This window comes from Actinobacillus porcinus (assembly GCF_901764995.1).
Taxonomy (GTDB): Bacteria; Pseudomonadota; Gammaproteobacteria; order Enterobacterales; family Pasteurellaceae; genus Exercitatus; species Exercitatus porcinus.
The window spans coordinates 27,567-52,781 of sequence record NZ_CABFKI010000008.1; the positions used below are offsets into that span (position 1 = coordinate 27,567).

Here is a 25,215-nt window from a genome sequence, read left to right on the forward strand (position 1 = left end):
TTTAACATGAAATGTCATTGACTTATTGAAATAAAAGGTGGGCATAAAACCCACCTTTACGGATATCAATACTATTTACCGTAATGATCGCCTAATTTCGCTTTATGTTTGCCTTCTTCAAGCATAACGATAAGCATGAGCAATACGGCTAATACACCACCGGCAATCATCACATAGAAACCGCCATCCCAGCCGTAGTATTCTGCTGCCCAACCAACAACTGCTGATGCAGAAACCGTGCCACCAAGATAACCAAATAAACCGGTAAAACCTGCTGATGTACCTGCCGCTTTTTTCGGTGCTAACTCAAGAGCATGTAAACCGATTAACATAACAGGACCATAGATTAAGAAACCGATTGTGGTCATTAAGATAAAGTCGGTTAATTGATATGGGTTTTCATACCAAGCATGACCGGCATATTGTGCCATTTCCGCTTCAGGTGTTGCCGGGTTTTTCCATAACGCTACTACAGCAATCGTAGTTAAAATCATGAAGATGAAACCGGTTAAACCACGTTTACCTTTGAATACTTTATCCGATACCCAACCACATAATAATGTACCCGGAATGGCCGCTAATTCATAAATGGTATATGCCCAAGCAGTACCTTTGATGTTGAAGTGTTTCACTTCGCCAAGATAAACCGGTGACCATTTCAATACGCCATAACGGATTAAGTAAACGAATACGTTAGCAATCGCGATGTACCATAACAATTTGTTTTTTAACACATAAGTCACAAAAATTTCTTTTGTAGATAAATCGTGTTCGTAGGTTTTTTCGTTATAGTCATCTGGATAATCGTTACGCCATTTTTCAACCGGCGGTAAACCACAAGATTGCGGTGTATCTTTCATCACGAAATACACAGGAATTGCAGCAATCATAGCAGCGATACCCGGATAGTATAAGGCTTGTTGCCATACATCTTTCGCTGTAGCGTGAACCCCTGTTTCACTGAAATAAATGGCAGAAGCTAATAACACCATCGCACCTGGAACCATACCACCCACATTGTGCGCACAGTTCCAAATAGACACGATAGTACCGCGTTCAGATTTAGACCACCAGTGAACCATGGTACGTCCGCACGGTGGCCATCCCATACCTTGGAACCAACCGTTTAAGAAAATCATCACGAACATAACCGCAATACCGGACGTTGCCCAAGGCATTAACCCCATCATGGTCATACAAAGACCTGAAAGTAACAAACCGAATGGTAAGAAAACTTTCGGGTTAGAACGGTCAGACATCCCTGCCATCACGAATTTAGATAAACCATAAGCCAAACCTGCACCGGTACCGATAATACCAAGCTCAGCTTTATTATACATACCCGCTTCAATTAACCCTTTTTGCGCCAAATCGAAGTTTGCACGCACAAAGTAATAAGCGGCATAACCAAAGAAAATCCCTGCAAAAACTTGCCAACGTAAAAATTTATACCTTGCATCAACTTTGTCTGCAGGTAGCTCCGCGATATGTGGAGCCGGTTTAAATGGACCAAACATAATAAACTCCTAGTTCATAAATTTAACACTCGGGTCTTTTTTATGCGAAAAACCCAAACCGCTGTGTTTGCTGCGGGGTAATATAGTTCAAAATAAAACTTTCACAAACTTCATTTATCAAGAATTGTGAAGTGCGTCACAAATAAAAATAAAGTGCGGTCAAAATTTATTATCTTTTTGACCGCGCTTTAATCTTTTATCTAAATGCTATTTACTGTTGAATAAAATAATCGTGGAAGCCTACCAGCACATTATTCACCGCCACAGCAGCCAAAATTAATCCCATAACCCGACTAATGACCGCCGCTCCCGTCATCCCGATAAGCCGCTGAATTCGGTTTGCGACTAAAAATAACAAATAGGTGATCAACAATACCGATAACATAATCAAAGTGGTAATAACCTGATCAGTAAAACTAAAACGATGATTATCCGTTAACAACACAATAGCCATCATCGCACCGGGTGAAGCAATGGACGGGACGGCAAGCGGATAAACCGCCAGTTCATTTAGATTGGTACTCATTTTAATCTCATGCTCAGGTTTACTTTCGCCAAAAATCATGGTTAAGGCAAAAATAAACAAGACCAAACCGCCCGCAATTTGGAAGGCACTCAAGGGAATTTGCATGGCTTCAAATAATCCCTGCGCTACCACCAAGAAAAACAGCAAAATACCACCGGCAATAATGACCGATTTTAAGGCAACTTTCCGCCGATCTTCTTCCGACAGACGAATTGTCTTTGTTAAATAAACAGGAATCGAACCAATGGGATCGATCACAGCCCAAAGTACGACAAATTGCACCATTAATGAATCAAACATGACCAAACCACCTAAACTTTATAAGTTTCTCAATACAGCGATACGTTTTTCTAATGGTGGATGACTCATAAAAAACTCTTTAGCTTTACCATTAATCATCATGGCATTTAATGAACCCGGTAATTCTTCTGGCGAATGAACGCGTTGTAAACGTTCCAAAGCTGCAATCATTTTTTCTTTACCCACTAATTGGGCAGAACCTGCATCGGCACGGAATTCACGATAACGAGAAAACCACATTGCAATAATGGTCGCTAATACGCCAAATACAATTTCAAGCACCATAGAGACTAAGAAATAAGTTCCCGAATGTTGACCTTCTTCGTTATCACTATTTCGCCCATTGGCTACTACGCTAGCAATAATGCGAGATAAAAAGATCACAAAGGTATTTAATACCCCCTGTAATAAAGTCATTGTCACCATATCACCATTTGCAATATGAGAGACTTCATGAGCTAACACTGCTTCTGCTTCATCTTTTGTCATGACATTCAATAAACCACTACTAACAGCCACTAAGGAATTATTTTTTGTCGCACCTGTGGCAAAAGCATTTACATCAGCAGAATAATAAATTGCCACATCAGGCATAGGAATACCGGCTTGTTTGGATTGGCGTGTAACAGTTTCAACTAACCAACGTTCAGCATCATTACGCGGAGTGGTAATAATTTCAGCACCTACGGATTTCAACGCGAGCGTTTTTGACATAAATAATGAAATCAATGAACCGGCAAAACCGAAAAGCATAGACATAATTAAAATACCGCCAGTACTATTACCAGCAATACCTGTTACGCTTAAAATAATCCCTAATACAATCATTACGGCAAAGTTTGTCGCAAGGAAAAGCATTATTCTCATCATACAAATCGTTCTCCAAAGTTAAAATATGGGATAAATTTTCTTAAATAGAATTTGTTTATCTTTCAATAAAAAGCTCAAAAACTAAGCCATTTTTCTTGCATCAAGAATATATGGTTTTTGATATTTCAAAATCATCGTATCCGCAGTAATAAAAAACAAATTTTCCACTTCTGCTTGCGCTATCAATAAACGATCAAAAGGATCTTTATGAATAAAGGGCAATTGAGATTGTTTTAAAATATGTGGTACATCAATGGCTACGGCTCGACAGCCTACATCAACTAACCCGCGCGCCAATGCTGCTACATCAATATCAAAATCAGGTTTACCCAAGCTAGATTTAATCGCAATTTCCCATAAACTCGCTAAACTAAAATAAAGTTCATTGTTAGTATCATCCAACAACTCCACTGCTTGCGGTGATAAAAACTCTTTTTTATCCCAAGCAAGCCAAAGCAAAATATGGCTATCTAATAACAACTTCATTCACTTTTTCCCTCAAACATCGCCGCGATTTCATCTTCATATAAGCGGTCAAAATTTTCAGGAATATTTACCGATTGATTTTTCATAAAACCAAAACGGCTTCCATTTGGCACATTATCCAACGGCACAATTTTCACTTGCGGTTTACCTGATTTAGCAATAACAATCGGCTTACCAAAACGCTTCACTTCGTCAACAAGGCGTGAAAAATGAGTTTTTGCTTCGTGAATATTTACATTCTCAGCGGATTGTATCAACATAAAGCCTTCTTTTTAAACTTAGTCCATATAGTTAGTCTATTCTTATTTTACTCTTTACTCAAGGAATATTTACATTGATTTTCCTTTGACCTAATACACTTGCAAAATCCCCATAAACAAGGAAAATAACGCTCATTTTCTGTATAAACTCTGATTATTATGATTTTATTTTCTAATTTATCCCTAAAACGTGGGCAAAATTTGCTGCTTGATAATGCTAATGCCACCATTAACCCAAAACAAAAAGTGGGTTTGGTGGGAAAAAATGGTTGTGGTAAATCCTCTCTGTTTTCCTTACTCAAAAAAGAAATGCAACCTGAAGGGGGCGAAGTCAGCTATCCCTTAAATTGGGCAGTGTCTTGGGTAAATCAAGAAACCCCTGCGCTAGATATGTCTGCCCTAGATTATGTCATTGAAGGCGACCGCACTTATACCCGTTTGCAACAAGAATTAGCACAAGCAAATCAACAAAATGACGGCAATGCTATTGCGCGAATTCACGGACAACTGGATGTCATTGATGCTTGGACCATTCAATCTCGCGCCGCAGCATTATTAAATGGCTTAGGTTTTTCGCAAGAAGAACTTTCGCGCCCGGTGAAATCCTTTTCGGGCGGTTGGCGAATGCGGTTAAATTTAGCGCAAGCATTGCTTTGCCCTTCGGATTTATTATTGTTGGACGAACCCACTAACCATTTGGATTTAGACGCGGTAATTTGGTTGGAACGCTGGTTGGTGCAATATCAAGGGACATTGGTATTAATTTCCCACGACCGCGATTTTCTTGATCCTATCGTGAATAAAATTATTCATATTGAAAATCAAAAATTGAATGAATACACCGGCGATTATTCAAGTTTTGAGCTGCAACGGGCGGAAAAATTGTCACAACAGACCGCACTTTTCCGTCAACAACAAGAAAAAATAGCCCATTTGCAAAAATATATCGACCGTTTTAAAGCCAAAGCCACCAAAGCGAAACAAGCGCAAAGTCGTATGAAAGCCTTAGAACGAATGGAGCTCATCGCCCCTGCTCACGTGGATAATCCGTTTACCTTTTCTTTCCGTGAGCCCTTATCTTTGCCAAATCCCTTGGTGATGATCGACAAAGCCAGCGCGGGTTATGGAACAGGCGAAAGTGCGGTGGAAATTTTATCTAAAATCAAACTCAATTTAGTGCCCGGTTCGCGCATTGGGTTGTTAGGTAAAAATGGCGCGGGTAAATCCACATTAATCAAACTTTTAGCCCAAGAATTGACCGCACTTTCGGGAACCGTTCAATTGGCGAAAGGGGTTCAATTGGGTTATTTTGCACAACATCAATTAGAAACCTTACGCGCTGAAGAAAGTGCCCTTTGGCATTTACAAAAACTGGCCCCCCAGCAAACGGAACAAGAATTACGCAATTATTTAGGCAGTTTTGATTTTCACGGCGATAAAGTGAAAGATCCGGTGAAGCAATTTTCAGGGGGCGAAAAAGCCCGTTTGGTATTGGCCTTGATCGTTTGGCAACGCCCAAATTTACTGTTACTCGATGAACCCACTAACCATTTAGATTTGGATATGCGCCAAGCTTTAACGGAAGCTTTAGTGGATTATCAAGGATCCTTGGTGGTGGTTTCCCATGATCGCCATTTATTGCGCAATACCGTAGAAGAATTTTATCTTGTGCACGATAAGCAAGTAGAAGAATTCCGTGGAGATTTAGAGGATTACGCCAAATGGTTGAATGACATCAATGGGCAAGAAAAAAGTGCGGTAAAAAATGAAGATGGTTTGAAAACAGAAAACGAAAATTCAAGTCAAAATCGAAAAGAACAAAAACGCCGTGAAGCGGAATTGCGTCAACAAACTGCCCCCTTACGTAAGCAAATTACGCAATTTGAAAAGCAAATGGAAACCCTGTCTGCACAATTAGCGGAAATTGAAAATCTGCTTTCCGATAATGCAATTTATCATGCTGAAAACAAAGAAAAACTCACCGCACTTTTAGTGGATCAAGTTAAAACAAAGCAAGCGTTGGAACAAGTGGAAATGGATTGGCTTGATGCGCAGGATCAATTGGAACAAATATTAGGAGCACAAGAATGAACCCATGGATCTTATTAGCTTTCGCCATTATGATCGAAGTTACCGGGACAAATTGTATAAAAGCCAGCGAAGGATTTACCAAACCCTTACCAACATTGGTTGCTATCATCGCCTTTGTTTGCGCCCTTTATTTACTTTCCATTATTGCTAAAACCTTACCTATTGGCATTGTTTATGCGGTTTGGTCCGGAGTGGGCATTATACTCACGGCAATCGTTGGTTATTTTGTCTTTGGGCAAAAATTAGATCTCGCCGGATTTATTGGCATAGCTTTGATCTTGGCGGGTGTGTTAGTGATAAATCTCTATTCAACTCATTAAAATTAAAGAAAAAAGCGGTGATATCATCGCTTTTTTTTTTTGCAATTCAACAAAACGTTCGTTGAGCTTGTCGAAACGTAAGCCTTGTAGAAAAAAACGCTGAAATTCCTTATGGTTCGACAAGCTCACCAACTGTCATTTCAGCAATATAAAATGACGAAATATACTCATTTTTCATTTGCTTACCTGTGAATAACTTATCTAAAAAAACCTTTATAAGCTGTGTTTTTCACTTGAATAAAATAACTCAATCACAAAATTGTGGATAACTTAAGGTTTTATCAACAAGATTTTTTCCTGTAAAGATCGGATTTATATACAAGATCTTTTTAGATCTAACTTCTTTATTTTTCTACTAAAAAATCACTTTCTCACAAGGATCAGTAGATCCTAATAATCATTATAATTAGATCTTTATAGATAAATAAGATCTCTTTTTATTAGCACAGGATCATCTTTGTGATCCCATTCGATCTAATTTCAGCATTTCCCTAATTCTTTCTTTCAAGAAAAGGGATTTTTCAGTAGAATGTACGGCTATCTTGAACGGCGATCGGTGAAAGCGATCCTGACTTCCTTTTAACTAAGATAAGGCTATTATGTTTTATACAGAAAATTACGATGTGATCGTGATCGGTGGTGGTCACGCTGGAACCGAAGCTGCGCTTGCGCCTGCTCGAATGGGTTTAAAAACCTTACTTTTAACCCACAATGTGGATACCTTAGGACAAATGTCGTGCAACCCTGCCATTGGTGGGATCGGTAAAGGACATTTGGTCAAAGAAATTGATGCTATGGGCGGTTTAATGGCAACCGCCACAGACAAAGCCGGGATCCAATTCCGTACCTTAAACAGTTCAAAAGGCCCTGCGGTGCGTGCTACACGTGCGCAAGCTGACCGTGTTTTATATCGTCAAGCGGTACGGATCGCCCTTGAAAATCAACCTAATTTAGATATTTTCCAGCAGGAAGTGACGGATGTATTGATCGAACAGGATCAGGTAACAGGCGTTGCCACTAAAATGGGCTTAAAATTCCGTGCGAAATCCGTGATTTTAACCGCAGGAACATTTTTAGCGGGAAAAATTCATATTGGCTTACAAAATTATGAAGGTGGACGCGCAGGGGATCCCGCTTCCGTGATGCTTTCTGCTCGTCTGCGCGATCTTGGTTTGCGCGTAGATCGTTTAAAAACAGGTACGCCACCACGTTTAGATGCGCGTACGATCAATTTTGATGTATTGGCAAAACAACACGGCGATGCACAATTACCGGTATTTTCTTTTATGGGATCGGTAGATCAACATCCGCGCCAAATTCCTTGTTTTATTACACATACCAATGAACAAACTCACGAAGTGATCCGCAATAATTTGGATCGTAGTCCTATGTATACCGGTATCATTGAAGGGATCGGCCCACGTTATTGCCCATCGATCGAAGATAAAGTCATGCGTTTTGCTGAACGTAATTCTCATCAAATTTATCTTGAACCGGAAGGATTAACTTCAAATGAAGTTTACCCGAATGGAATTTCAACCAGCTTGCCTTTTGATGTACAAATAGGCATTGTGAATTCCATGAAAGGGTTAGAAAAAACCCGAATTATTAAACCGGGTTACGCCATTGAATATGATTATTTCGATCCGCGCGATTTGAAACCTACTTTAGAAACCAAAGCGATTCGCGGTTTGTTCTTCGCGGGTCAAATTAACGGTACAACCGGTTATGAAGAAGCGGCGGCACAAGGTTTGTTAGCGGGGATTAATGCAGGTTTATTTGTACAAGAAAAAGAGCAATGGTTCCCGCGCCGTGATCAGGCTTATGTGGGGGTATTGGTGGACGATCTTTGTACATTAGGTACCAAAGAACCTTACCGTGTCTTTACATCCCGAGCAGAATACCGTTTGTTGTTGCGTGAAGACAATGCGGATATTCGTTTAACACCGATTGCCCATCAATTGGGTTTAATTGATGATACACGTTGGGCGCGTTTTAATGAAAAAATGGATAACATTGAAAAGGAAAGAGCGCGTTTAAAACAAACTTGGGCACATTTACAAATGGCGAACCTTGCCGAGCTGAATGCATTGTTAAAAACACCATTAGCCCGTGAAGCAAGTGGTGAAGATTTAATTCGCCGTCCTGAAGTCACTTATGATGCTTTAACCCAAATTGAGCCTTTTGCCCCAGCAATTGAAGATAAAGAAGCGGCGGAGCAAGTGGAAATTTCCATTAAATATCAAGGTTATATCGAACATCAACAAGATGAAATCGAAAAACAAAAACGTCACGAAAATACGCAAATTCCACCTGAATTTGATTACGACAAAGTGGAAAGCCTGTCTAACGAAGTGCGTGCGAAACTAATGCAACATCGCCCGGTGTCTATCGGACAAGCCAGCCGTATTTCAGGCATTACCCCGGCGGCGATTTCAATTTTGTTGGTGAATTTGAAAAAACAAGGGATGCTTAAACGTGGTGAATAATTTAGAAGCGGATTTAAGTCAAAAGCTCGAAATATTGCTAAAACAGACCGCACTTTCGTTGACCGATCAGCAAAAATCACAATTAGTGAAGCTGGTGTTGTTACTAAACAAATGGAACAAAGCCTATAATTTAACTTCTGTGCGTGATCCTAGGGAAATGTTGGTCAAACATATTATGGACAGTCTTGTTGTCAGTCCGTATTTACAAGGTACGCGTTTTATTGATGTGGGAACGGGGCCGGGTTTACCGGGGTTACCGTTGGCAATTATGAATCCTGATAAACAATTTTTCCTGCTGGATAGCTTGGGTAAACGTATTAATTTTATTAAAAATGCAGTACGTGAGTTAGGGCTAACCAATGTAGAGCCTGTATTAAGTCGGGTGGAAGAATTTAAACCCGATCATCAATTTGATGGTGTATTAAGCCGTGCTTTTGCAAGTCTAAAAGATATGACAGATTGGTGTCATCATCTACCGAGTGAATCGGGGCTATTTTATGCCTTGAAAGGGCAATATCATGCAGACGAAGTACAAGAATTGCACGCCGACTTTCAGGTTCAGCAAGTAATAAAATTAAGTGTGCCTGAATTAGAAGGCGAACGTCATTTAGTCTTAATTAAATAAGAGAAACCGTGCTTTAATTCGTTAAAGTGCGGTTATTTTTTACTGAATTGATTAAGCTAAAAATAATGAAAAAACAAGCCGTTGCATCTTGTTAAATTTTTGTAAACTAATTACAATTCTGGCGGTAAAATTTAGCTTAAATCAAAAAACATTTACTTTTACCTATTTTGAGTAGGTGAACGGTTGCAATCGACAGTTCAAGGCGTATAATCAAAATGTTTTTGTTGATGGGAAAAGTCTGTGTCTTTTGTGATAAATCAAGCAAAACAACACTATCGCAAAGCGTTGTTAATAGAATTGGGTATAATCATTTTTGCTACGTTGATAGTGTCAGTATTTAGATTTGATGTAACAATGTCCTTTTTATCGGGCCTATTATCAAGTTTCTTACCTTTTTGCTTATTTGTATATTGGATTTTTTTTAGATTTACCCCTAAAAATCAGTCAAAAATGACCGCACTTTATCGTGGTGAAGGTCTAAAATGGTTATTAACCATTGTGCTTGTGGTTGCAAGTTTCAAACTGATGATGAATTTAAATGTGTTAGCTTTTTTTATAGGCTATATCATGATGTTAGTGTTCAATAATCTCATCCCCTTTGTACTTTCAAAGGTCAAAATTTAAAGGACTATTATTATGGCTGGAACAACTGCAGAATATATCAGTCACCATTTGACGTTCTTATCGTCAGGCGATAGTTTTTGGTCAGTGCATTTAGATACACTGTTCTTTTCTATCCTTTCTGCTCTCATTTTTCTCTTTGTCTTTCGTAAAGTGGCAAAAAAGGCAACTTCTGGTGTACCGGGTAAATTGCAGTGCTTTATAGAAATGATCATTGAATGGGTAAATGGATTAGTGAAAGATAATTTCCATGGCTCTCGTGATTTTATTGCACCGCTCGCCTTAACCGTATTCTGTTGGGTATTCTTAATGAATGCCATCGACTTAATTCCGGTGGATTTCCTACCACAATTCGCGAATCTTTTTGGTATTCATTATCTTCGTGCCGTACCGAGTGCAGATATTAGTGCAACCCTTGGTATGTCAATCTGTGTATTCTTCTTAATTTTGTTCTATACCGTAAAATCAAAAGGTTTTGGCGGTTTGGTGAAAGAATATACGCTTCATCCTTTCAATCATTGGGCATTTATTCCAGTGAACTTTGTGCTTGAAACCGTCACATTATTAGCTAAACCTATTTCATTGGCATTCCGTTTATTCGGTAATATGTATGCGGGGGAATTAATCTTTATCTTAATTGCTGTTATGTACATGGCGGATAATTTCTTATTACAAGCATTGGGTATTCCGTTACATTTAGCATGGGCAATCTTCCATATTTTGGTTATCACATTACAAGCCTTTATCTTTATGATGTTAACCATTGTGTATTTGAGTATTGCTTATAACAAAGCGGATCATTAATGAATTTTGTCGGATGTTTTATACATTCAACACAATAAAAGTGCGGTTATGCACACGACTATTTTTAAACTAAACCAGCCTTCGGGCTACAACATTCCTTAACTTAATGGAGATTATTATGGAATCTGTAATTACAGCAACAATCATTGGTGCAGCAATCCTTTTAGCTTTCGCAGCTTTAGGTACAGCAATTGGCTTTGCTATTTTAGGTGGTAAATTCTTAGAGTCTTCAGCTCGTCAGCCTGAACTTGCATCAAGCTTACAAACTAAAATGTTCATCGTGGCAGGTCTTTTAGATGCTATCGCAATGATCGCTGTAGGTATTTCATTACTTTTCATTTTCGCGAACCCGTTCATTGATTTATTGAAATAAGTCGGGCTTTTTTAACCGTTATTCATCGAATAACCTAACCGACTTTTAGGAGGGCGTTGTGAATATTAATGCAACACTAATTGGTCAACTGATTGCATTTGCCATTTTCGTATGGTTCTGCATGAAATTTGTTTGGCCACCGCTTATTAAAGCCATTGAAGATCGCCAAGCAAATATTGCCAACGCGTTAGCTTCAGCTGAAAAAGCGAAACAAGAACAAGCGGATTCTAAAGCTGCAGTAGAACAAGAAATTATTGCCGCTAAAGAAGAAGCACAAAAAATTATTGAGTTAGCCAATAAACGCCGTAACGATATTCTTGAAGAAGTGAAAGTAGAAGCGGAAGCATTAAAAGCCAAAATCATTGAACAAGGCTATGCAGAAGTGGAATCTGAACGTAAACGTGTTCAAGAAGAATTACGCGTGAAAGTGGCATCACTTGCGATTGCAGGTGCAGAAAAAATTGTTGGTCGTACTGTGGATGAAGCAGCGAACAACGATATTATTGATAAATTAGTTGCAGAACTATAAGAAGGTTGGGCTTATGTCAGAATTAACTACGATAGCTCGCCCTTATGCCAAAGCAGCATTTGATTTTGCCGTAGAACAAAGTGCGGTGGAAAAATGGGAAGAAATGTTGGCCTTTGCTGCTCAAGTGGCAGAAAACGAACAAATCCAAGATTTCTTGAAAAATACCTTTTCTGCTCAAAAAGCCGCTGATACGGTAATTTCAATTTGTGGCGAACAACTTGATCAATATGGGCAAAATCTGATTCGGTTAATGGCTGAAAATAAGCGTTTAACGGTTCTTCCTGCTGTTTTTGAGTTATTCCAACATTATGTGGAAGAACATAACGCGACAGCAGAAGTGGAAGTGGTTTCAGCACAACCATTAAATGCAACACAAGAACAAAAAATTGCAGCCGCAATGGAGAAAAGACTTGCTCGTAAAGTTAAATTAAATTGCAGCGTGGATAATTCTCTCATCGCAGGGGTTATCATTCGTACAGACGATTTTGTTATTGACGGTTCAAGCCGTGGACAACTTGCTCGTTTGGCAAACGAATTGCAATGATAAGAGGAATTTAAGATGCAACTAAATTCAACAGAAATTAGTGAATTAATTAAAAAACGCATTGCACAATTTGATGTGGTTAGCGAAGCGCGTAATACAGGGACAATTGTTTCTGTGAGCGATGGTATTATTCGTATCCACGGTTTAAGCGAAGTAATGCAAGGTGAAATGATTGCTTTACCGGGCAACCGTTTCGCGATGGCATTAAACCTTGAACGTGATTCTGTGGGTGCGGTAGTTATGGGGCCTTACGCTGATTTAGCGGAAGGTATGGAAGTACAATGTACAGGTCGTATCCTTGAAGTTCCGGTTGGTCGTGGTTTATTAGGTCGCGTGGTGAATACCTTAGGTGAGCCAATCGATGGTAAAGGTGAAATTCAACATGACGGTTTCTCGCCGGTTGAAGTGATTGCCCCAGGTGTAATCGATCGTAAATCTGTAGACCAACCTGTTCAAACCGGTTATAAAGGTGTGGATGCCATGGTGCCAATCGGTCGTGGTCAACGTGAGTTGATTATCGGTGACCGTCAAACAGGTAAAACTGCATTAGCGATTGACGCAATCATTAACCAAAAAGACTCAGGCATTAAATGTATTTACGTTGCGATTGGTCAGAAAGCATCAACCATTGCTAACGTAGTACGTAAATTAGAAGAAAATGGCGCGTTAGCAAACACTATCGTGGTTGTGGCTTCAGCCTCTGAATCAGCGGCATTACAATATTTGGCACCTTATGCCGGTTGTGCTATGGGTGAATATTTCCGTGACCGTGGTGAAGATGCGTTAATCATTTATGATGACCTTTCAAAACAAGCGGTTGCTTATCGTCAAATTTCATTATTACTTCGCCGTCCGCCGGGTCGTGAAGCTTTCCCGGGTGACGTATTCTATTTGCACTCACGCTTACTTGAACGTGCAGCACGTGTTAACGAAGAATATGTAGAACGTTTCACTAATGGTGCAGTAAAAGGCAAAACAGGTTCTTTAACCGCATTACCGATTATCGAAACCCAAGCGGGTGACGTTTCGGCATTCGTTCCGACAAACGTAATTTCGATTACCGATGGTCAGATTTTCTTAGAATCTAACTTATTCAATGCGGGTGTGCGTCCTGCGGTAAACCCGGGGATTTCCGTATCTCGTGTAGGTGGTGCAGCACAAACTAAAGTGGTGAAAAAATTAGCGGGTGGTATTCGTACGGCTTTAGCTCAATATCGTGAGTTAGCGGCATTCTCGCAATTTGCGTCAGACTTAGATGATGCAACACGTAAACAATTATCACACGGTGAAAAAGTTACTGAACTGTTGAAACAAAAACAATATGCGCCATTAAATGTCGCAGAACAAGCAGTGCTTTTATTTGCGGTTGAATTTGGTTATTTAGATGATGTGGAACTTAACAAAATTGCTGATTTTGAGACCGCACTTTTAGATTACGCCAACCGTACTCACACCGAATTTATGCAAGAGTTAAGCAAATCAGGTAACTACAACGATGAGATTAAAGCTCAGTTGCAAGCTATCTTAGATAACTTTAAAGCAAATAATACGTGGTAATAAGTTCGGAGAAAGACAATGGCTAGTGGAAAAGAGATAAAAACCAAAATTGCCAGCGTACAAAGTACGCAAAAAATTACCAAGGCAATGGAAATGGTTGCCACCTCGAAAATGCGTAAAACGCAGGATCGTATGGCAGCATCTCGTCCTTACTCTGAAACCATTAGAAACGTTATTAGCCACGTGTCTAAAGCCAGCATAGGTTATAAACACCCATTTTTAGTAGAACGTGAAATTAAAAAAGTGGGTGTGTTAATTGTTTCAACTGACCGCGGTATGTGTGGCGGTTTGAACATTAACCTGTTTAAAACCGTGTTAACTGAAATCAAACAATGGAAAGAAAAAGGTGTCACCGTTGAAGTGGGTGTTATTGGCTCAAAAGGTATCGCCTTTTTCCGCTCAGTAGGCTTAACTATTCGCGCACAACATTCAGGGATGGGGGACAATCCATCGGTTGAAGAATTGTTGGGGATTGCAAATGGTATGTTTACAGCCTATAAAAATGGTGAATTTGATGCGTTATACATCGCGTACAACAAATTCGTTAATACGATGTCGCAAAAACCATGTTTTGAGCAGCTAGTTCCATTACCTGAACTTGATACAGATAACTTAGGTGAAAGACAACAATCTTGGGATTATATTTACGAACCTGATCCAAAAATTTTATTGGATAGTTTATTGATTCGTTATTTAGAATCTCAAGTTTATCAATCAGTGGTTGATAACTTAGCTTCAGAGCAGGCAGCTCGAATGGTCGCGATGAAAGCAGCAACGGATAATGCAGGTAACTTAATTGGCGACTTGCAGTTGGTGTATAACAAAGCCCGTCAAGCAAGTATCACAAATGAATTAAATGAAATTGTTGCAGGCGCTGCAGCAATTTAATGGAGAGAAGCGGTAATGTCAGCAGGAAAAATTGTACAGATTATCGGTGCGGTAATCGATGTTGAATTCCCACAGGATGCAGTACCAAAAGTTTACGATGCATTGAAAGTTGAAGGTGCAAGTTTAACACTTGAAGTTCAACAACAATTAGGTGGCGGCGTAGTGCGTTGTATCGCATTAGGTTCATCAGACGGTTTAAAACGTGGTTTAACCGTAACAAATACAGGTCATCCTATTTCTGTACCCGTGGGCACAAAAACCCTAGGTCGTATTATGAACGTATTAGGTGAACCTATTGACCAAAAAGGTGAAATTGGCGCAGAAGAAACTTGGGCAATTCACCGTGCAGCACCAAGCTACGAAGAACAATCTAACAGTACTGAACTTTTAGAAACAGGGATCAAAGTTATCGACTTAATTTGCCCGTTTGCGAAAGGGGGTAAAGTTGGTTTGTTCGGTGGTGCGGGTGTAGGTAAAACCGTTAATATGATGGAATTAATCCGTAATATCGCGATTGAGCACTCGGGTTTCTCAGTCTTTGCGGGCGTAGGTGAACGTACCCGTGAAGGTAACGACTTCTACCATGAAATGACAGAATCTAACGTTTTAGATAAAGTATCCTTGGTTTACGGACAAATGAATGAGCCACCGGGTAACCGTTTACGTGTTGCGTTGACCGGTTTAACCATGGCAGAAAAATTCCGTGATGAAGGTCGCGATGTATTATTCTTCGTGGATAACATCTATCGTTATACCCTTGCAGGGACAGAAGTATCGGCATTGTTAGGCCGTATGCCATCAGCGGTAGGTTACCAACCTACATTGGCAGAAGAAATGGGTGTGTTACAAGAACGTATTACCTCAACCAAAACTGGTTCTATCACCTCTGTTCAAGCGGTTTACGTGCCTGCCGATGACTTAACTGACCCATCGCCGGCCACAACCTTTGCGCACTTAGACTCAACAGTTGTATTAAGTCGTAACATTGCGTCATTAGGTATTTATCCTGCGGTTGACCCATTAGATTCAACGTCACGTCAGTTAGACCCACAAGTGGTTGGTCAAGAGCATTATGATGTAGCGCGTGGTGTACAAGGTATTTTGCAACGTTATAAAGAATTGAAAGACATCATTGCTATTCTTGGTATGGATGAACTTTCAGAAGACGATAAACTTGTGGTAGCACGTGCGCGTAAAATCGAACGTTTCTTATCACAACCGTTCTTCGTTGCGGAAGTCTTTACAGGTTCACCAGGTAAATATGTATCATTAAAAGATACGATTCGTGGTTTCAAAGGTATTCTTAACGGTGAATATGACCATATCCCGGAACAAGCGTTCTATATGGTAGGTTCAATCGAAGAAGTTATTGAAAAAGCGAAAAATATGTAATCACTTCAACTGATTACCAGATTGGAGGAAACATATGTCAACATTTACTTTAACAATCGTAAGTGCAGAAAATAAAATCTTCGAAGGCGAAGTAAAAAGTGTGCAAGCTACGGGTATCGAAGGTGAATTGGGTATTTTAGCCGGTCACACACCATTACTTACTGCTATTAAACCGGGTATTGTAAAATTTACTTATACTGATGGTATCGAAGAAGTGGTTTACGTATCGGGTGGATTCTTAGAAGTTCAACCGAATATTGTTACCGTACTTGCAGACGTGGCGATCCGCGGTTCTGAACTTGATGAAGAACGTATTTTAGCAGCGAAGAAAAAAGCTGAAGAAAATATCGTAGCAAAATCCGCTGATACAAATCATGAATTGTTAACAGCAAAACTTTCAAGAGAACTTGCAAAACTTCGTGCTTACGAATTAACGGAAAAATTAGTGAAAAACAAACGCTAAAATAACCGCACTTTAAGTCGTTCCTATTATGGGAACGACTTTTTTATCATTTGAGCCAAATCATGTCGGAACGCAATGTACTTATAGGGAGTATAAAATGAAATACAAAGCCATTTTCAGCGATATGGACGGTACGCTATTAAATAGTCAACATAAAATCAGCTCTAGAACTGAGCAAGCCATTAAATCCGTTATCCGCAAAGGAATCCCCTTTATTCCTGTCTCAGCCCGTCCGCCTTATGCCATAACACCTTATACAAATCAATTACAAACAAATGCCCCGATTATTTGCTATAGCGGTGCGTTGATTTTAGATAAAGAGTTAAATGAACTTTATAGTGTGTTAATTGATACGGCGGATTTAAATAAATTGACCACCTTGCTTACGCCTTACGCGCATTTATCCATTAGCCATTATTCAGGTTTAAATTGGTTTGTTAACCAACATGACTATTGGGCACAGCAAGAAACGGAAATAACAGGATTACAGGCACAAAAAACACCTGAAAACATCCAAAATGTGCATAAAATCCTTATTATGGGAAATGCTGATGCGATTTTAGACGTGGAGCAACTTTTAAAGCGCGCATTACCACATTTAAGTATTCATCGTTCTAAACCTGAATATTTAGAAATTATGAATAAAGCCGCAACAAAAGCGAAAGCCATTCGTTTTATGGAACATTATTTGCACGTAAGTGCGGATGACGTCATCGCCTTTGGCGATAATTTCAACGATCTTGATATGTTGGAATACGCAGGTTTAAGTGTTGCCATGGGTAATGCCCCTGATGAAATACAACAAGTGGCAAAAGAAGTGACAGCCAGCAATAATGAAGACGGTATTGCGTTGGTATTAGAAAGAGAGTTTTAACGGTTTTGGGGCATTGCATTGTTTATATAGCATTTACCCCATAATTATTATAAATAAATATCAAACCGATGATTCTTTGTTTCTCGGCTAAAGTGCGGTGCGATTTTTCCAAGAAATTCCGCATAATCGGGGCGTTTAACTACTACGCGCTTTTTGGCTAATTGCAAGGCGGGCTCAAGCAAGGTATCCGCATCTAAATCTGAGCCCACTAAATGCTGAAATACGCGCATTTCTTTTTTTACCAAAGCAGATTTTTGTTTATGGGGATACATAGGGTCAAGGTAAACCACGTCTGCGAAATCCTTTTCTGGGTTTAAGGCATTGATATGCGCCACATCAAGCAAGCGCATATTTTGTTGCATCATTTCACCAATTTCACTGTCCGCATAAGCGCGGCGTAAACCATCTTCCAACAACAAACGCACTACAGGGTGGCGTTCCACCAAACGCACTTGGCAACCAATCGCTGCCAGCACAAAGGCATCTCGCCCTAAACCTGCGGTTGCGTCAATCACCGTAGGCAGCTCAGCGCCTTTTATGCCTACCGCTTTCGCCACGGCTTCACCACGCCCACCACCAAATTTACGGCGATGTGCCATGGTGCCGCCCACAAAATCCACAAACACCGCACCTAATTTGGGTTCATCCAGTTTACGCAATTCTAACCGCACTTCGTCATTTATTTGGGTTTGTACCAATGCAAGCGTGCTTTCCGGATTATGCGTTAAGCCTTTTGCGGCACAAAGTGCGGTGAACATTTCAGGCGTTTCGGTTTCGCAAATTAATTGAATCATAATATGCCCTATTTACGCACCAACCAAACGCCTGATTCCATATGATCAGTATAAGGAAATTGATCAAATAAGGCTGCGCGTTCAATGCGATGGGTTTTGCTTAGTTCGTGTAAATTGTCACACAAGGTATGTGGATTACAGGAAATGTACAAAATGCGGTCGTAATTTTGCACTAATTTCACCGTATCAGGATCAAGCCCCGCGCGCGGTGGATCGACAAAAATAGTGTTACATTCATAGGCTTTTAAATCTATGCCTTTCAAGCGATTAAACTCACGCACACCGTTCATCGCTTGGGTAAATTCTTCCGCGGACATACGGATAATTTGCAAATTGTTCACACCATTAGCTGCAATATTAAACTGTGCCGCAGCCACAGAGGGCTTCGCAATTTCCGTTGCCAACACCTTGCGGAAATTTTGTGCCAAGGCAATGGAAAAATTACCGTTACCGCAATAAAGCTCAAGCAAATCGCCTGTAGAATTTTTCGTGCAATCAATCGCCCATGCCAACATTTTGCTATTTACGGCCGCATTGGGTTGAGTAAAACTATTTTCCACTTGGCGATACACATAATTTTTGCCATTCACAGGCAGAACTTCATCCACAAAATCTTGATCGAGACAAATTTTTTGTTTTGTAGCACGACCAATGAGTTGTACATCAAAATCCATTTTTTCTAACCGCACTTTCAGCGCGCGTGCTGCTGTTTCCCATTGTGCATCCAAGGTTTTGTGATACAACAAACTCACAACAATCTTGTTGCTCAAGGTACTAAGATAATCAATTTGGAATAATTTACGCGTTAAGACTTCTTGCTCTTTTAACAAAGGCAACAGCGTTGTCATCATGTGATTAATCAGCCGGCTGGCAATGGGAAAGTTATCTACACGATAACGTTGCTTCGTTTCCTGATCGAACATAATGTGATACAGATCGCCCCGATCGTGCCAAACACGAAATTCAGCACGCATACGGAAATGTTGTTTCGGCGAAGAAAATACGTCCAACTCAGGCGCATTAAATGGCGACAAAAGCGCGGTTAATTTTTCACGCTTTTGGGCTAATAAATTATCATATTGTTCAATGGGTAATGATTGCATTACTGTTTTTACTCATTTTTAGGGGATTGTTATGGAAAATTAAAAGGCTTGATTTCTCAAGCCTTGTCTTTTGTTACAAAAGATTAATCTGCCGTTGCCATATCTTCAACGCTATCCGCAACCACTCCTGAAAGGGTGTAAACACGTTTTGTTTTGCTGGTTAAAGTGCGGTATTTATTCCATGTTTTTTCAAAGAAAGTTTCCGGCTGACGTTCGCCTTTACAAACTGCAACAAAGGCTTTTTCTTCTGCTGTTTTTGGTTCACGTTCACCTAAATCCAATGCTTTAAACGCTTGTCCGTATTGTTCTAATGCTTGTGATTCTTTGATGGTATAGTCACCGTGACGAGAAAAGCCACGTGGATAATTTTTGTCGTCAAAAAAACGACGTTCAACACTGAAACTCTCAGCCATTTTTTGCTCCTAGGGTCTATTTAATAAGGTTATTTTTTCAATAATTCGATCACTGTTTTTACATAATCGCCCACGAAATCATCTCGAGATAAACCTTCAGGATTTACGCGGAATTTGTTATTTACATAAAAATCTGGCACACCATTAACTTGGAATTGTTTCACTAAGTTCTGTTGTGTTTTCACTAACGTAGTCACAGCAAAACTATTAATGGTACCGTCAAATTGTTCTGCGGTGACGCCATTGTCGATAAATTTTTGGCGAATATCATCCATTGATTTAAATGCATTTGCTTGTGCGCCATCAAATAAAGCCGTTTTGACTTTATCTTCTACGCCTAAAGTCATGGCTAATGCCCAAGCACGAGTTAAGTTTTTACCTTGCGGACCTAAGAAATCCACATGATATTGTTTGAAAGTCGTGCCTTGTGGTAATTGCGCTTTCACTTTGCTTGGAATTTTGTATTGCATTTCAAAGCTATAGCAATGTGGGCAGTAGAATGAGAAAAACTCAATCACTTCAGGTTGGGCGGCGCGTGCTTGGTTTAAGGTAATATATTGCTCGCCGTCTTTTAATTCAGCAGCTTGCGCTTGAAAACCGGTCATGGTGGCCGTTGCCACAACTAAAGCGGCTAATAATTTTTTCATCATTTATCCTTATTTAATAATACCGCGTGCTTTTAAAATAGCGGTTTTAAAGTCTTCTTCATAGTCTTTTTGAATACCCGGAATAGGGTCATATTTGCCAGCATCGCGCATTTTTAATTGATAAATAATCACTTCATCAGATAATTCCGCAAGCGGTTTATCAAAACCCGCTTCATCGGCAATGCTTTGCAAAATTTGTACCAAATTCATTTCCGGGTCTTTTTTAGACCAATAAGGTTGTAAAAGTTCCAATACTTCATTTAAACGATGACATTTCATAAAAACTTCCTTTAAAATTAGATTTAATTGCGTAGCAAATAGCTCGCGCAGAATGATACTTGAATTAGGGGCAATTGACAAACAATGATCACCATCAGTGCCGTAATTTTAGCAGGCGGACTAGCAAGACGGATGGGCGGTGTCGAAAAAGGCTTGCAGCTTTTGCATCACCAACCGCTTATCGCACAGGTTTTAGCACGCTTAAAATCACAAGTTAACGCCATTTCCATTAATGCTAATCGCCATTTGGCAGAATATGAACAATTTGGCGTGCCTGTGTTTCCCGATGAAATGGCCGATTTTCAAGGCCCACTCAGCGGAATGTTAACGTCACTACGCCGAGCGACAACGGATTATGTGTTATTTGTCCCTTGTGATTGTCCTTATCTGCCACTCAATTTAGCGGAAAAACTCAAAAGTGCGGTAGAAAATTCGGCTGTTTTATGTGCTTATGCCCATGATGGCGAACGAGATCACCCGACATTCAGCCTTATTTCTCGCCAATTATTCACCGCACTTGAACAATATCTTGCCGGTGGTGAACGGCGAATCTTTACGTTTTTACGTGAACAAGGTGCGGTGAGTGTGGATTTTTCCGAACAAAAAAACGCCTTTCGCAATTTTAATACCTTAGCGGATTTACAGGAGCAACCATGAGCCGATGTCCTTGGTCCGGCGACAGCCAAATTTATATAGATTATCACGATAAGGAATGGGGAAAACCCCAGTTTGACAGCCAAAAATTATTTGAAAAAATCTGCCTTGAAGGGCAACAAGCCGGGCTTTCGTGGATTACGGTATTAAAGAAAAGAGAAGCCTATCGCGCGGCTTTTCATCACTTTGATCCTGAAAAAATTGCCACAATGACCGGTGCAGATATTGACCGCTTAATGCAAAATGAAGGTTTAATTCGCCATCGCGCCAAATTGGAAGCTATTGTTAAAAATGCTAAGGCCTATCTTCAAATGCAAAAGTGCGGTGAAAATTTTAGTGATTTTGTGTGGTCTTTTGTGAACCATAAACCACAAATTAATGATGTACCAACGCTAAGCGTTATTCCGGTCAAAACGGATACGTCAAAAGCGTTGTCCAAAGCCTTAAAAAAGCGTGGGTTTGTATTTGTGGGCGAAACCACTTGTTATGCCTTTATGCAATCGATGGGATTAGTGGACGATCATTTAAATAGTTGCCCTTGCAAGGCAAAATAAGTTATAAATAAGCCGCTGAAAATTTCAGTTATAAGATATATGTTTTTTGTATTTCTTAATTTCATTCAATATCCTTAAAATCAGTTTCGTTTATAACAACATTCAAAAGGAAAGTATTATGTTTAAAAAATTTTTACTCTTAGCCACCTCTGTTTTTGCTTTTACAACTACACAAGCGATTGCCGCTGATAGTTTGCTTGAGCGCATTAACAACAAAGGAACCATTACCGTGGGTACAGAAGGCACTTATGCGCCATTCACTTACCATGATGCCAGCGGTAAATTAACGGGTTATGACGTAGAAGTAACGCGTGCTGTGGCGGAAAAATTAGGGGTTAAAGTCGAATTTAAAGAGACGGTTTGGGATTCGATGATGGCGGGTTTAAAAGCCGGTCGTTTTGATATTGTGGCAAACCAAGTGGCGTTAACTACGCCTGAACGCCGTGCGACTTTTGATAAATCAGAATCTTATAGTTGGTCTGGCGCAATGATGGTTGTGCGTGAAGATGACAACAGCATTAAAACCTTAGATGATATTAAAGGACGCAAAGCAGCACAATCCTTAACCAGTAACTATGGTGAACTGGCGCGCGAAAAACAAGCGAATATCGTGCCGGTAGATGGTTTAGCCCAATCATTATTGGTTGTTCAGCAAAAACGTGCAGACTTAACCTTAAATGACAGTTTGGCGATTTTAGATTACTTGAAGAAAAATCCTAATGCCGGTTTAAAAACCGCTTGGGAAGCCCCTGCTGAAGATAAATTAGGCTCAGGTTTCATTGTTAATAAAGGCAATGATGAAGCCCTTGCGAAAATTAGTGCTGCCGTGGTGGAATTACAAAAAGACGGTACATTGAAAAAATTAGGTGAACAATTCTTCGGAAAAGATATCAGTGTTAAATAATTTTCTTCTTTCTTTACCTTTTATGACCGAGTCCCGCGTGGACTTGGTCATTAGTGCTTTTTGGCCAATGGTTGAAGCGGCTTTTTTAGTCTCTATTCCATTGGCAATTTCGTCATTTATTATCGGGATGATTATTGCCGTAGGCGTTGCGTTAATTCGTATTACGCCGGTGAATGGTATTGTTCATCGCATTGCCTTGGTGTTGGTGAAAATCTATATATCCATTATCCGCGGCACCCCAATGTTAGTGCAAATTTCCGTGGTGTTTTACGGTTTGCCGGCTATTGGTATTTTTATCGATCCTATTCCTGCGGCAATTATTGGTTTTTCGCTCAATATTGGTGCTTATGGGTCGGAAACGGTTCGCGCAGCCATTTCTTCCGTTCCTAAAGGACAATGGGAAGCGGGCTATACCATAGGCATGAATTACCTTCAAACATTCCGCCGTATTATTGCACCGCAAGCCTTTCGCGTAGCCGTTCCGCCATTAAGTAATACCTTCATTGGTTTATTTAAAGACACGTCATTAGCCTCGGTGGTTACGGTAACGGAAATGTTCCGCGTGGCACAACAAATGGCTAATATGTCCTACGATTTCTTGCCTGTTTATATTGAAGCAGGTTTAGTGTATTGGTGTTTCTGCTGGGTATTATTCTTTATTCAAGCACGAATTGAAAAACGAATGTCTCGTTTTGTAGCACACTAGGAGATCCGATGATAAAAATTAAAAATATTCAGAAATCTTTTGGCGATAATACGATTTTACGCGGCATTGATTTAGAGATTACCAAAGGCGAAGTAGTCGTTATTCTTGGGCCTTCGGGTTCGGGAAAAACCACTTTTTTACGTTGTTTAAATGCGCTGGAAATGCCCGAACAAGGCACCATTGAATTTGATAATGCCAACGGATTACACATTGATTTTGGCGCAAAACCTACTAAAAAAGAGATTCTTGCCTTGCGCCGTAAATCAGGGATGGTGTTCCAAAATTACAATCTTTTTCCCCACAAAACTGCGTTGGAAAATGTGATGGAAGGCCCTGTTCAAGTTCAAGGTAAAGCCAAAGAACAAGCACGCCAAGAAGCATTAACATTACTCACCAAAGTTGGGCTCGCTGACAAAGCGGATCTCTATCCGTTCCAATTATCAGGCGGGCAACAACAACGAGTCGGTATTGCCCGTGCCTTAGCATTACAACCGGAATTAATGCTCTTTGATGAACCCACTTCGGCGCTTGACCCTGAGTTAGTGCAAGATGTATTAGACACCATGAAATCCCTTGCCAAAGAAGGCTGGACAATGGTGGTTGTGACCCACGAAATTAAATTTGCCCTTGATGTGGCGGATTTAGTGATTGTGATGGATGGTGGTGTGATTGTTGAACAAGGCTCACCACAACAATTATTCGATAATCCGCAACATGAACGTACCAAGGCTTTTTTACAGCGTTTGCGTTCTCATTGAAGCTATTAGCTGACTTAATAAACAAAAAAGTGTGGTAAACTAACCGCACTTTTTTTATGTTGGACAGAAAATAATGACGGATAAATTAGACATTACCCCATTAATTAACGCTACTCATCGCCTTGCTGAAGGGTTAACGCGTTATCAACAGGATATTTCTGATATTCAAATTCGCGATGGACTTATTCAACGTTTTGAATTTACTTATGAAGTCAGTCATAAAATGCTAAAGCGTTATTTAGAAGCGACTTCTGCCAATATGGAAGCCTTTGATGAAATGACTTTTCAAGATCTTATTCGAACAGGAAATGAACGAAATTTGTTGTTAGGAAATTGGCTTGATTGGCGACAATATCGGGAAATGCGAAGCAGAACCAGCCACACTTACGATGAAAATACCGCATTAGATGTTGTTGCGGGTATTCCAAAATTCTTAGAAGAAGTTCAGTATTTAGGCAATAAATTACTTTCTTTATTAAATGAATAAATTAGCTATTACAGATGAAGAATTGAACATTGTTAAATCAATTCTGCAAACCGTGATCCCTCACTATCCAGTGTGGGCTTTTGGATCGCGTGTTAAAGGGACTGCAAAAAAATATTCAGATCTCGATTTAGCCATTATCACTGATACGCCTCTTTCTCTTGCGGAAAGTGCAGCTTTGCGAGAAGCATTTGCTGAATCAGATTTAATTTGGAAAGTTGATGTGGTTGATTGGGCAACAACAAGTGAGACATTCAGAAAAATCATTCAATCTCATTATATTGAACTTCAATAAGAGAAAAAAGTTGCTAAGACAAACAAATATTAGCAACTTTTTTGTTTATTACACCTAGAACTGGGTTTTACAAACCTAGCATTGCTCGTGCTAAG

General features: G+C 39.9%; 31 protein-coding genes. 21 read left to right on the forward strand and 10 right to left on the reverse strand.

Translation table 11 applies throughout. The features are described 5' to 3' along the window. Positions 1 to 71: 71 nt before the first annotated feature. The 5 genes from glpT to E7T07_RS07065 form a co-directional block, all read right to left on the reverse strand. Positions 72 to 1,517, reverse strand: a complete 1,446-nt coding sequence (gene glpT / locus E7T07_RS07045; RefSeq protein ID WP_135710227.1) for a glycerol-3-phosphate transporter — start codon at positions 1,515 to 1,517, stop codon at positions 72 to 74. 211 nt (positions 1,518 to 1,728) lie between these two features. After that, on the reverse strand, positions 1,729 to 2,343 hold the full coding sequence (locus tag E7T07_RS07050; protein WP_135710229.1) for a MarC family protein: 615 nt from the start codon (positions 2,341 to 2,343) through the stop codon (positions 1,729 to 1,731). 18 nt (positions 2,344 to 2,361) lie between these two features. Continuing rightward, positions 2,362 to 3,213, reverse strand: coding sequence for a protease HtpX (gene htpX, locus E7T07_RS07055; RefSeq protein ID WP_135710231.1), 852 nt, complete (start codon positions 3,211 to 3,213; stop codon positions 2,362 to 2,364). An 81-nt stretch (positions 3,214 to 3,294) separates the two neighbouring features. Beyond that, positions 3,295 to 3,699 carry a type II toxin-antitoxin system VapC family toxin gene (locus tag E7T07_RS07060; RefSeq protein ID WP_135710233.1) on the reverse strand — a complete coding sequence of 135 codons (405 nt, stop codon included), beginning with the start codon at positions 3,697 to 3,699 and terminating at the stop codon, positions 3,295 to 3,297. Continuing rightward, on the reverse strand, positions 3,696 to 3,959 hold the full coding sequence (locus E7T07_RS07065; protein WP_135710235.1) for a type II toxin-antitoxin system Phd/YefM family antitoxin: 264 nt from the start codon (positions 3,957 to 3,959) through the stop codon (positions 3,696 to 3,698). Before E7T07_RS07065 ends, E7T07_RS07060 begins: the two co-directional genes overlap by 4 nt. Positions 3,960 to 4,118: 159 nt before the next feature. On the opposite strand from E7T07_RS07065, the gene E7T07_RS07070 reads away from it, so the two are divergent. The 14 genes from E7T07_RS07070 (at position 4,119) to E7T07_RS07135 (ending at position 17,529) form a co-directional block, all read left to right on the forward strand. Beyond that, positions 4,119 to 6,050: an ABC transporter ATP-binding protein gene (locus E7T07_RS07070; RefSeq protein ID WP_135710237.1), complete on the forward strand. Its 1,932-nt coding sequence runs from the start codon at positions 4,119 to 4,121 to the stop codon at positions 6,048 to 6,050. Beyond that, positions 6,047 to 6,370 (forward strand): DMT family transporter, encoded by a 324-nt coding sequence (locus E7T07_RS07075; RefSeq protein WP_135710239.1) that lies wholly within the window; start codon positions 6,047 to 6,049, stop codon positions 6,368 to 6,370. The genes E7T07_RS07070 and E7T07_RS07075 overlap by 4 nt, the downstream gene beginning before the upstream one ends. A 599-nt stretch (positions 6,371 to 6,969) precedes the next feature. Beyond that, positions 6,970 to 8,859, forward strand: a complete 1,890-nt coding sequence (gene mnmG, locus E7T07_RS07080; RefSeq protein WP_135710241.1) for a tRNA uridine-5-carboxymethylaminomethyl(34) synthesis enzyme MnmG — start codon at positions 6,970 to 6,972, stop codon at positions 8,857 to 8,859. Further along, positions 8,852 to 9,484: a 16S rRNA (guanine(527)-N(7))-methyltransferase RsmG gene (gene rsmG / locus E7T07_RS07085; protein WP_135710406.1), complete on the forward strand. Its 633-nt coding sequence runs from the start codon at positions 8,852 to 8,854 to the stop codon at positions 9,482 to 9,484. Before mnmG ends, rsmG begins: the two co-directional genes overlap by 8 nt. A 249-nt stretch (positions 9,485 to 9,733) precedes the next feature. Next, positions 9,734 to 10,108 carry an ATP synthase subunit I gene (locus tag E7T07_RS07090; RefSeq protein ID WP_425455038.1) on the forward strand — a complete coding sequence of 125 codons (375 nt, stop codon included), beginning with the start codon at positions 9,734 to 9,736 and terminating at the stop codon, positions 10,106 to 10,108. 12 nt (positions 10,109 to 10,120) lie between these two features. Further along, the gene (gene atpB, locus E7T07_RS07095; protein ID WP_135710245.1) at positions 10,121 to 10,909 is read left to right on the forward strand and encodes a F0F1 ATP synthase subunit A; all 789 of its coding nucleotides are present in this window, start codon (positions 10,121 to 10,123) and stop codon (positions 10,907 to 10,909) included. A gap of 118 nt (positions 10,910 to 11,027) precedes the next feature. Beyond that, on the forward strand, positions 11,028 to 11,282 hold the full coding sequence (atpE, locus tag E7T07_RS07100) for a F0F1 ATP synthase subunit C (protein WP_115636838.1): 255 nt from the start codon (positions 11,028 to 11,030) through the stop codon (positions 11,280 to 11,282). A 58-nt stretch (positions 11,283 to 11,340) separates the two neighbouring features. Continuing rightward, positions 11,341 to 11,811 (forward strand): F0F1 ATP synthase subunit B, encoded by a 471-nt coding sequence (gene atpF, locus E7T07_RS07105; protein WP_135710247.1) that lies wholly within the window; start codon positions 11,341 to 11,343, stop codon positions 11,809 to 11,811. 13 nt (positions 11,812 to 11,824) lie between these two features. Next, on the forward strand, positions 11,825 to 12,355 hold the full coding sequence (atpH, locus tag E7T07_RS07110; protein WP_135710248.1) for a F0F1 ATP synthase subunit delta: 531 nt from the start codon (positions 11,825 to 11,827) through the stop codon (positions 12,353 to 12,355). 15 nt (positions 12,356 to 12,370) lie between these two features. Beyond that, a complete protein-coding gene (gene atpA, locus E7T07_RS07115) occupies positions 12,371 to 13,912 on the forward strand; it encodes a F0F1 ATP synthase subunit alpha (RefSeq protein WP_135710250.1) in 1,542 nt (513 codons plus the stop codon). 18 nt (positions 13,913 to 13,930) lie between these two features. Continuing rightward, on the forward strand, positions 13,931 to 14,800 hold the full coding sequence (gene atpG / locus E7T07_RS07120) for a F0F1 ATP synthase subunit gamma (RefSeq protein WP_135710252.1): 870 nt from the start codon (positions 13,931 to 13,933) through the stop codon (positions 14,798 to 14,800). A gap of 15 nt (positions 14,801 to 14,815) precedes the next feature. Then, the gene (atpD, locus tag E7T07_RS07125; protein ID WP_135710253.1) at positions 14,816 to 16,192 is read left to right on the forward strand and encodes a F0F1 ATP synthase subunit beta; all 1,377 of its coding nucleotides are present in this window, start codon (positions 14,816 to 14,818) and stop codon (positions 16,190 to 16,192) included. A 34-nt stretch (positions 16,193 to 16,226) separates the two neighbouring features. After that, positions 16,227 to 16,655 carry a F0F1 ATP synthase subunit epsilon gene (locus E7T07_RS07130; RefSeq protein WP_135710255.1) on the forward strand — a complete coding sequence of 143 codons (429 nt, stop codon included), beginning with the start codon at positions 16,227 to 16,229 and terminating at the stop codon, positions 16,653 to 16,655. Between the two features lie 97 nt (positions 16,656 to 16,752). Beyond that, entirely contained in the window at positions 16,753 to 17,529 is a 777-nt protein-coding gene (locus E7T07_RS07135; protein ID WP_135710257.1) for a Cof-type HAD-IIB family hydrolase, read from the forward strand. A 47-nt stretch (positions 17,530 to 17,576) separates the two neighbouring features. Here E7T07_RS07135 and E7T07_RS07140 read toward each other — a convergent pair whose 3' ends face one another. The 5 genes from E7T07_RS07140 to E7T07_RS07160 all read right to left on the reverse strand — a co-directional run bounded on the left by E7T07_RS07140 (position 17,577) and on the right by E7T07_RS07160 (position 20,765). After that, positions 17,577 to 18,326 (reverse strand): class I SAM-dependent methyltransferase, encoded by a 750-nt coding sequence (locus E7T07_RS07140; protein WP_135710259.1) that lies wholly within the window; start codon positions 18,324 to 18,326, stop codon positions 17,577 to 17,579. A 5-nt stretch (positions 18,327 to 18,331) separates the two neighbouring features. After that, entirely contained in the window at positions 18,332 to 19,426 is a 1,095-nt protein-coding gene (gene trmA, locus E7T07_RS07145; RefSeq protein ID WP_135710261.1) for a tRNA (uridine(54)-C5)-methyltransferase TrmA, read from the reverse strand. An 83-nt stretch (positions 19,427 to 19,509) separates the two neighbouring features. Continuing rightward, positions 19,510 to 19,839 (reverse strand): MaoP family protein, encoded by a 330-nt coding sequence (locus E7T07_RS07150; RefSeq protein ID WP_135710263.1) that lies wholly within the window; start codon positions 19,837 to 19,839, stop codon positions 19,510 to 19,512. A 29-nt stretch (positions 19,840 to 19,868) separates the two neighbouring features. Then, positions 19,869 to 20,486 carry a thiol:disulfide interchange protein DsbA gene (dsbA, locus tag E7T07_RS07155; protein WP_135710265.1) on the reverse strand — a complete coding sequence of 206 codons (618 nt, stop codon included), beginning with the start codon at positions 20,484 to 20,486 and terminating at the stop codon, positions 19,869 to 19,871. Positions 20,487 to 20,495: 9 nt separating this feature from the next. Next, positions 20,496 to 20,765, reverse strand: coding sequence for a YihD family protein (locus E7T07_RS07160; RefSeq protein ID WP_135710266.1), 270 nt, complete (start codon positions 20,763 to 20,765; stop codon positions 20,496 to 20,498). An 84-nt stretch (positions 20,766 to 20,849) separates the two neighbouring features. Here E7T07_RS07160 and mobA point away from each other — a divergent pair, with 84 nt between their 5' ends. The 7 genes from mobA to E7T07_RS07195 all read left to right on the forward strand — a co-directional run bounded on the left by mobA (position 20,850) and on the right by E7T07_RS07195 (position 25,120). Continuing rightward, positions 20,850 to 21,422, forward strand: coding sequence for a molybdenum cofactor guanylyltransferase MobA (gene mobA / locus E7T07_RS07165; protein ID WP_135710267.1), 573 nt, complete (start codon positions 20,850 to 20,852; stop codon positions 21,420 to 21,422). Continuing rightward, positions 21,419 to 21,973: a DNA-3-methyladenine glycosylase I gene (locus E7T07_RS07170; protein ID WP_135710269.1), complete on the forward strand. Its 555-nt coding sequence runs from the start codon at positions 21,419 to 21,421 to the stop codon at positions 21,971 to 21,973. Before mobA ends, E7T07_RS07170 begins: the two co-directional genes overlap by 4 nt. 118 nt (positions 21,974 to 22,091) lie before the next feature. After that, positions 22,092 to 22,877 (forward strand): amino acid ABC transporter substrate-binding protein, encoded by a 786-nt coding sequence (locus E7T07_RS07175; RefSeq protein WP_135710271.1) that lies wholly within the window; start codon positions 22,092 to 22,094, stop codon positions 22,875 to 22,877. Continuing rightward, positions 22,867 to 23,583, forward strand: coding sequence for an amino acid ABC transporter permease (locus tag E7T07_RS07180; RefSeq protein ID WP_135710272.1), 717 nt, complete (start codon positions 22,867 to 22,869; stop codon positions 23,581 to 23,583). The genes E7T07_RS07175 and E7T07_RS07180 overlap by 11 nt, the downstream gene beginning before the upstream one ends. 8 nt (positions 23,584 to 23,591) lie before the next feature. After that, complete coding sequence (locus E7T07_RS07185) at positions 23,592 to 24,341, forward strand: amino acid ABC transporter ATP-binding protein (RefSeq protein WP_135710274.1); 750 nt, start codon at positions 23,592 to 23,594, stop codon at positions 24,339 to 24,341. A 73-nt stretch (positions 24,342 to 24,414) separates the two neighbouring features. After that, on the forward strand, positions 24,415 to 24,828 hold the full coding sequence (locus E7T07_RS07190) for a nucleotidyltransferase substrate binding protein (RefSeq protein WP_135710275.1): 414 nt from the start codon (positions 24,415 to 24,417) through the stop codon (positions 24,826 to 24,828). Beyond that, positions 24,821 to 25,120 (forward strand): nucleotidyltransferase family protein, encoded by a 300-nt coding sequence (locus E7T07_RS07195; RefSeq protein ID WP_135710276.1) that lies wholly within the window; start codon positions 24,821 to 24,823, stop codon positions 25,118 to 25,120. The genes E7T07_RS07190 and E7T07_RS07195 overlap by 8 nt, the downstream gene beginning before the upstream one ends. Positions 25,121 to 25,215: the final 95 nt, after the last annotated feature.

Bases quoted from the DNA above. Each gene is read 5' to 3' on its own strand.
- glpT (WP_135710227.1), bottom strand. From the start codon at position 1,517: ATGTTTGGTCCATTTAAACCGGCTCCACATATCGCGGAGCTACCTGCA.
- E7T07_RS07050 (WP_135710229.1), bottom strand. From the start codon at position 2,343: ATGTTTGATTCATTAATGGTGCAATTTGTCGTACTTTGGGCTGTGATC.
- htpX (WP_135710231.1), bottom strand. From the start codon at position 3,213: ATGATGAGAATAATGCTTTTCCTTGCGACAAACTTTGCCGTAATGATT.
- E7T07_RS07060 (WP_135710233.1), bottom strand. From the start codon at position 3,699: ATGAAGTTGTTATTAGATAGCCATATTTTGCTTTGGCTTGCTTGGGAT.
- E7T07_RS07065 (WP_135710235.1), bottom strand. From the start codon at position 3,959: ATGTTGATACAATCCGCTGAGAATGTAAATATTCACGAAGCAAAAACT.
- E7T07_RS07070 (WP_135710237.1), top strand. From the start codon at position 4,119: ATGATTTTATTTTCTAATTTATCCCTAAAACGTGGGCAAAATTTGCTG.
- E7T07_RS07075 (WP_135710239.1), top strand. From the start codon at position 6,047: ATGAACCCATGGATCTTATTAGCTTTCGCCATTATGATCGAAGTTACC.
- mnmG (WP_135710241.1), top strand. From the start codon at position 6,970: ATGTTTTATACAGAAAATTACGATGTGATCGTGATCGGTGGTGGTCAC.
- atpB (WP_135710245.1), top strand. From the start codon at position 10,121: ATGGCTGGAACAACTGCAGAATATATCAGTCACCATTTGACGTTCTTA.
- atpE (WP_115636838.1), top strand. From the start codon at position 11,028: ATGGAATCTGTAATTACAGCAACAATCATTGGTGCAGCAATCCTTTTA.
- atpH (WP_135710248.1), top strand. From the start codon at position 11,825: ATGTCAGAATTAACTACGATAGCTCGCCCTTATGCCAAAGCAGCATTT.
- atpA (WP_135710250.1), top strand. From the start codon at position 12,371: ATGCAACTAAATTCAACAGAAATTAGTGAATTAATTAAAAAACGCATT.
- atpG (WP_135710252.1), top strand. From the start codon at position 13,931: ATGGCTAGTGGAAAAGAGATAAAAACCAAAATTGCCAGCGTACAAAGT.
- atpD (WP_135710253.1), top strand. From the start codon at position 14,816: ATGTCAGCAGGAAAAATTGTACAGATTATCGGTGCGGTAATCGATGTT.
- E7T07_RS07130 (WP_135710255.1), top strand. From the start codon at position 16,227: ATGTCAACATTTACTTTAACAATCGTAAGTGCAGAAAATAAAATCTTC.
- E7T07_RS07135 (WP_135710257.1), top strand. From the start codon at position 16,753: ATGAAATACAAAGCCATTTTCAGCGATATGGACGGTACGCTATTAAAT.
- trmA (WP_135710261.1), bottom strand. From the start codon at position 19,426: ATGCAATCATTACCCATTGAACAATATGATAATTTATTAGCCCAAAAG.
- E7T07_RS07150 (WP_135710263.1), bottom strand. From the start codon at position 19,839: ATGGCTGAGAGTTTCAGTGTTGAACGTCGTTTTTTTGACGACAAAAAT.
- dsbA (WP_135710265.1), bottom strand. From the start codon at position 20,486: ATGAAAAAATTATTAGCCGCTTTAGTTGTGGCAACGGCCACCATGACC.
- E7T07_RS07160 (WP_135710266.1), bottom strand. From the start codon at position 20,765: ATGAAATGTCATCGTTTAAATGAAGTATTGGAACTTTTACAACCTTAT.
- mobA (WP_135710267.1), top strand. From the start codon at position 20,850: ATGATCACCATCAGTGCCGTAATTTTAGCAGGCGGACTAGCAAGACGG.
- E7T07_RS07170 (WP_135710269.1), top strand. From the start codon at position 21,419: ATGAGCCGATGTCCTTGGTCCGGCGACAGCCAAATTTATATAGATTAT.
- E7T07_RS07175 (WP_135710271.1), top strand. From the start codon at position 22,092: ATGTTTAAAAAATTTTTACTCTTAGCCACCTCTGTTTTTGCTTTTACA.
- E7T07_RS07185 (WP_135710274.1), top strand. From the start codon at position 23,592: ATGATAAAAATTAAAAATATTCAGAAATCTTTTGGCGATAATACGATT.
- E7T07_RS07190 (WP_135710275.1), top strand. From the start codon at position 24,415: ATGACGGATAAATTAGACATTACCCCATTAATTAACGCTACTCATCGC.
- E7T07_RS07195 (WP_135710276.1), top strand. From the start codon at position 24,821: ATGAATAAATTAGCTATTACAGATGAAGAATTGAACATTGTTAAATCA.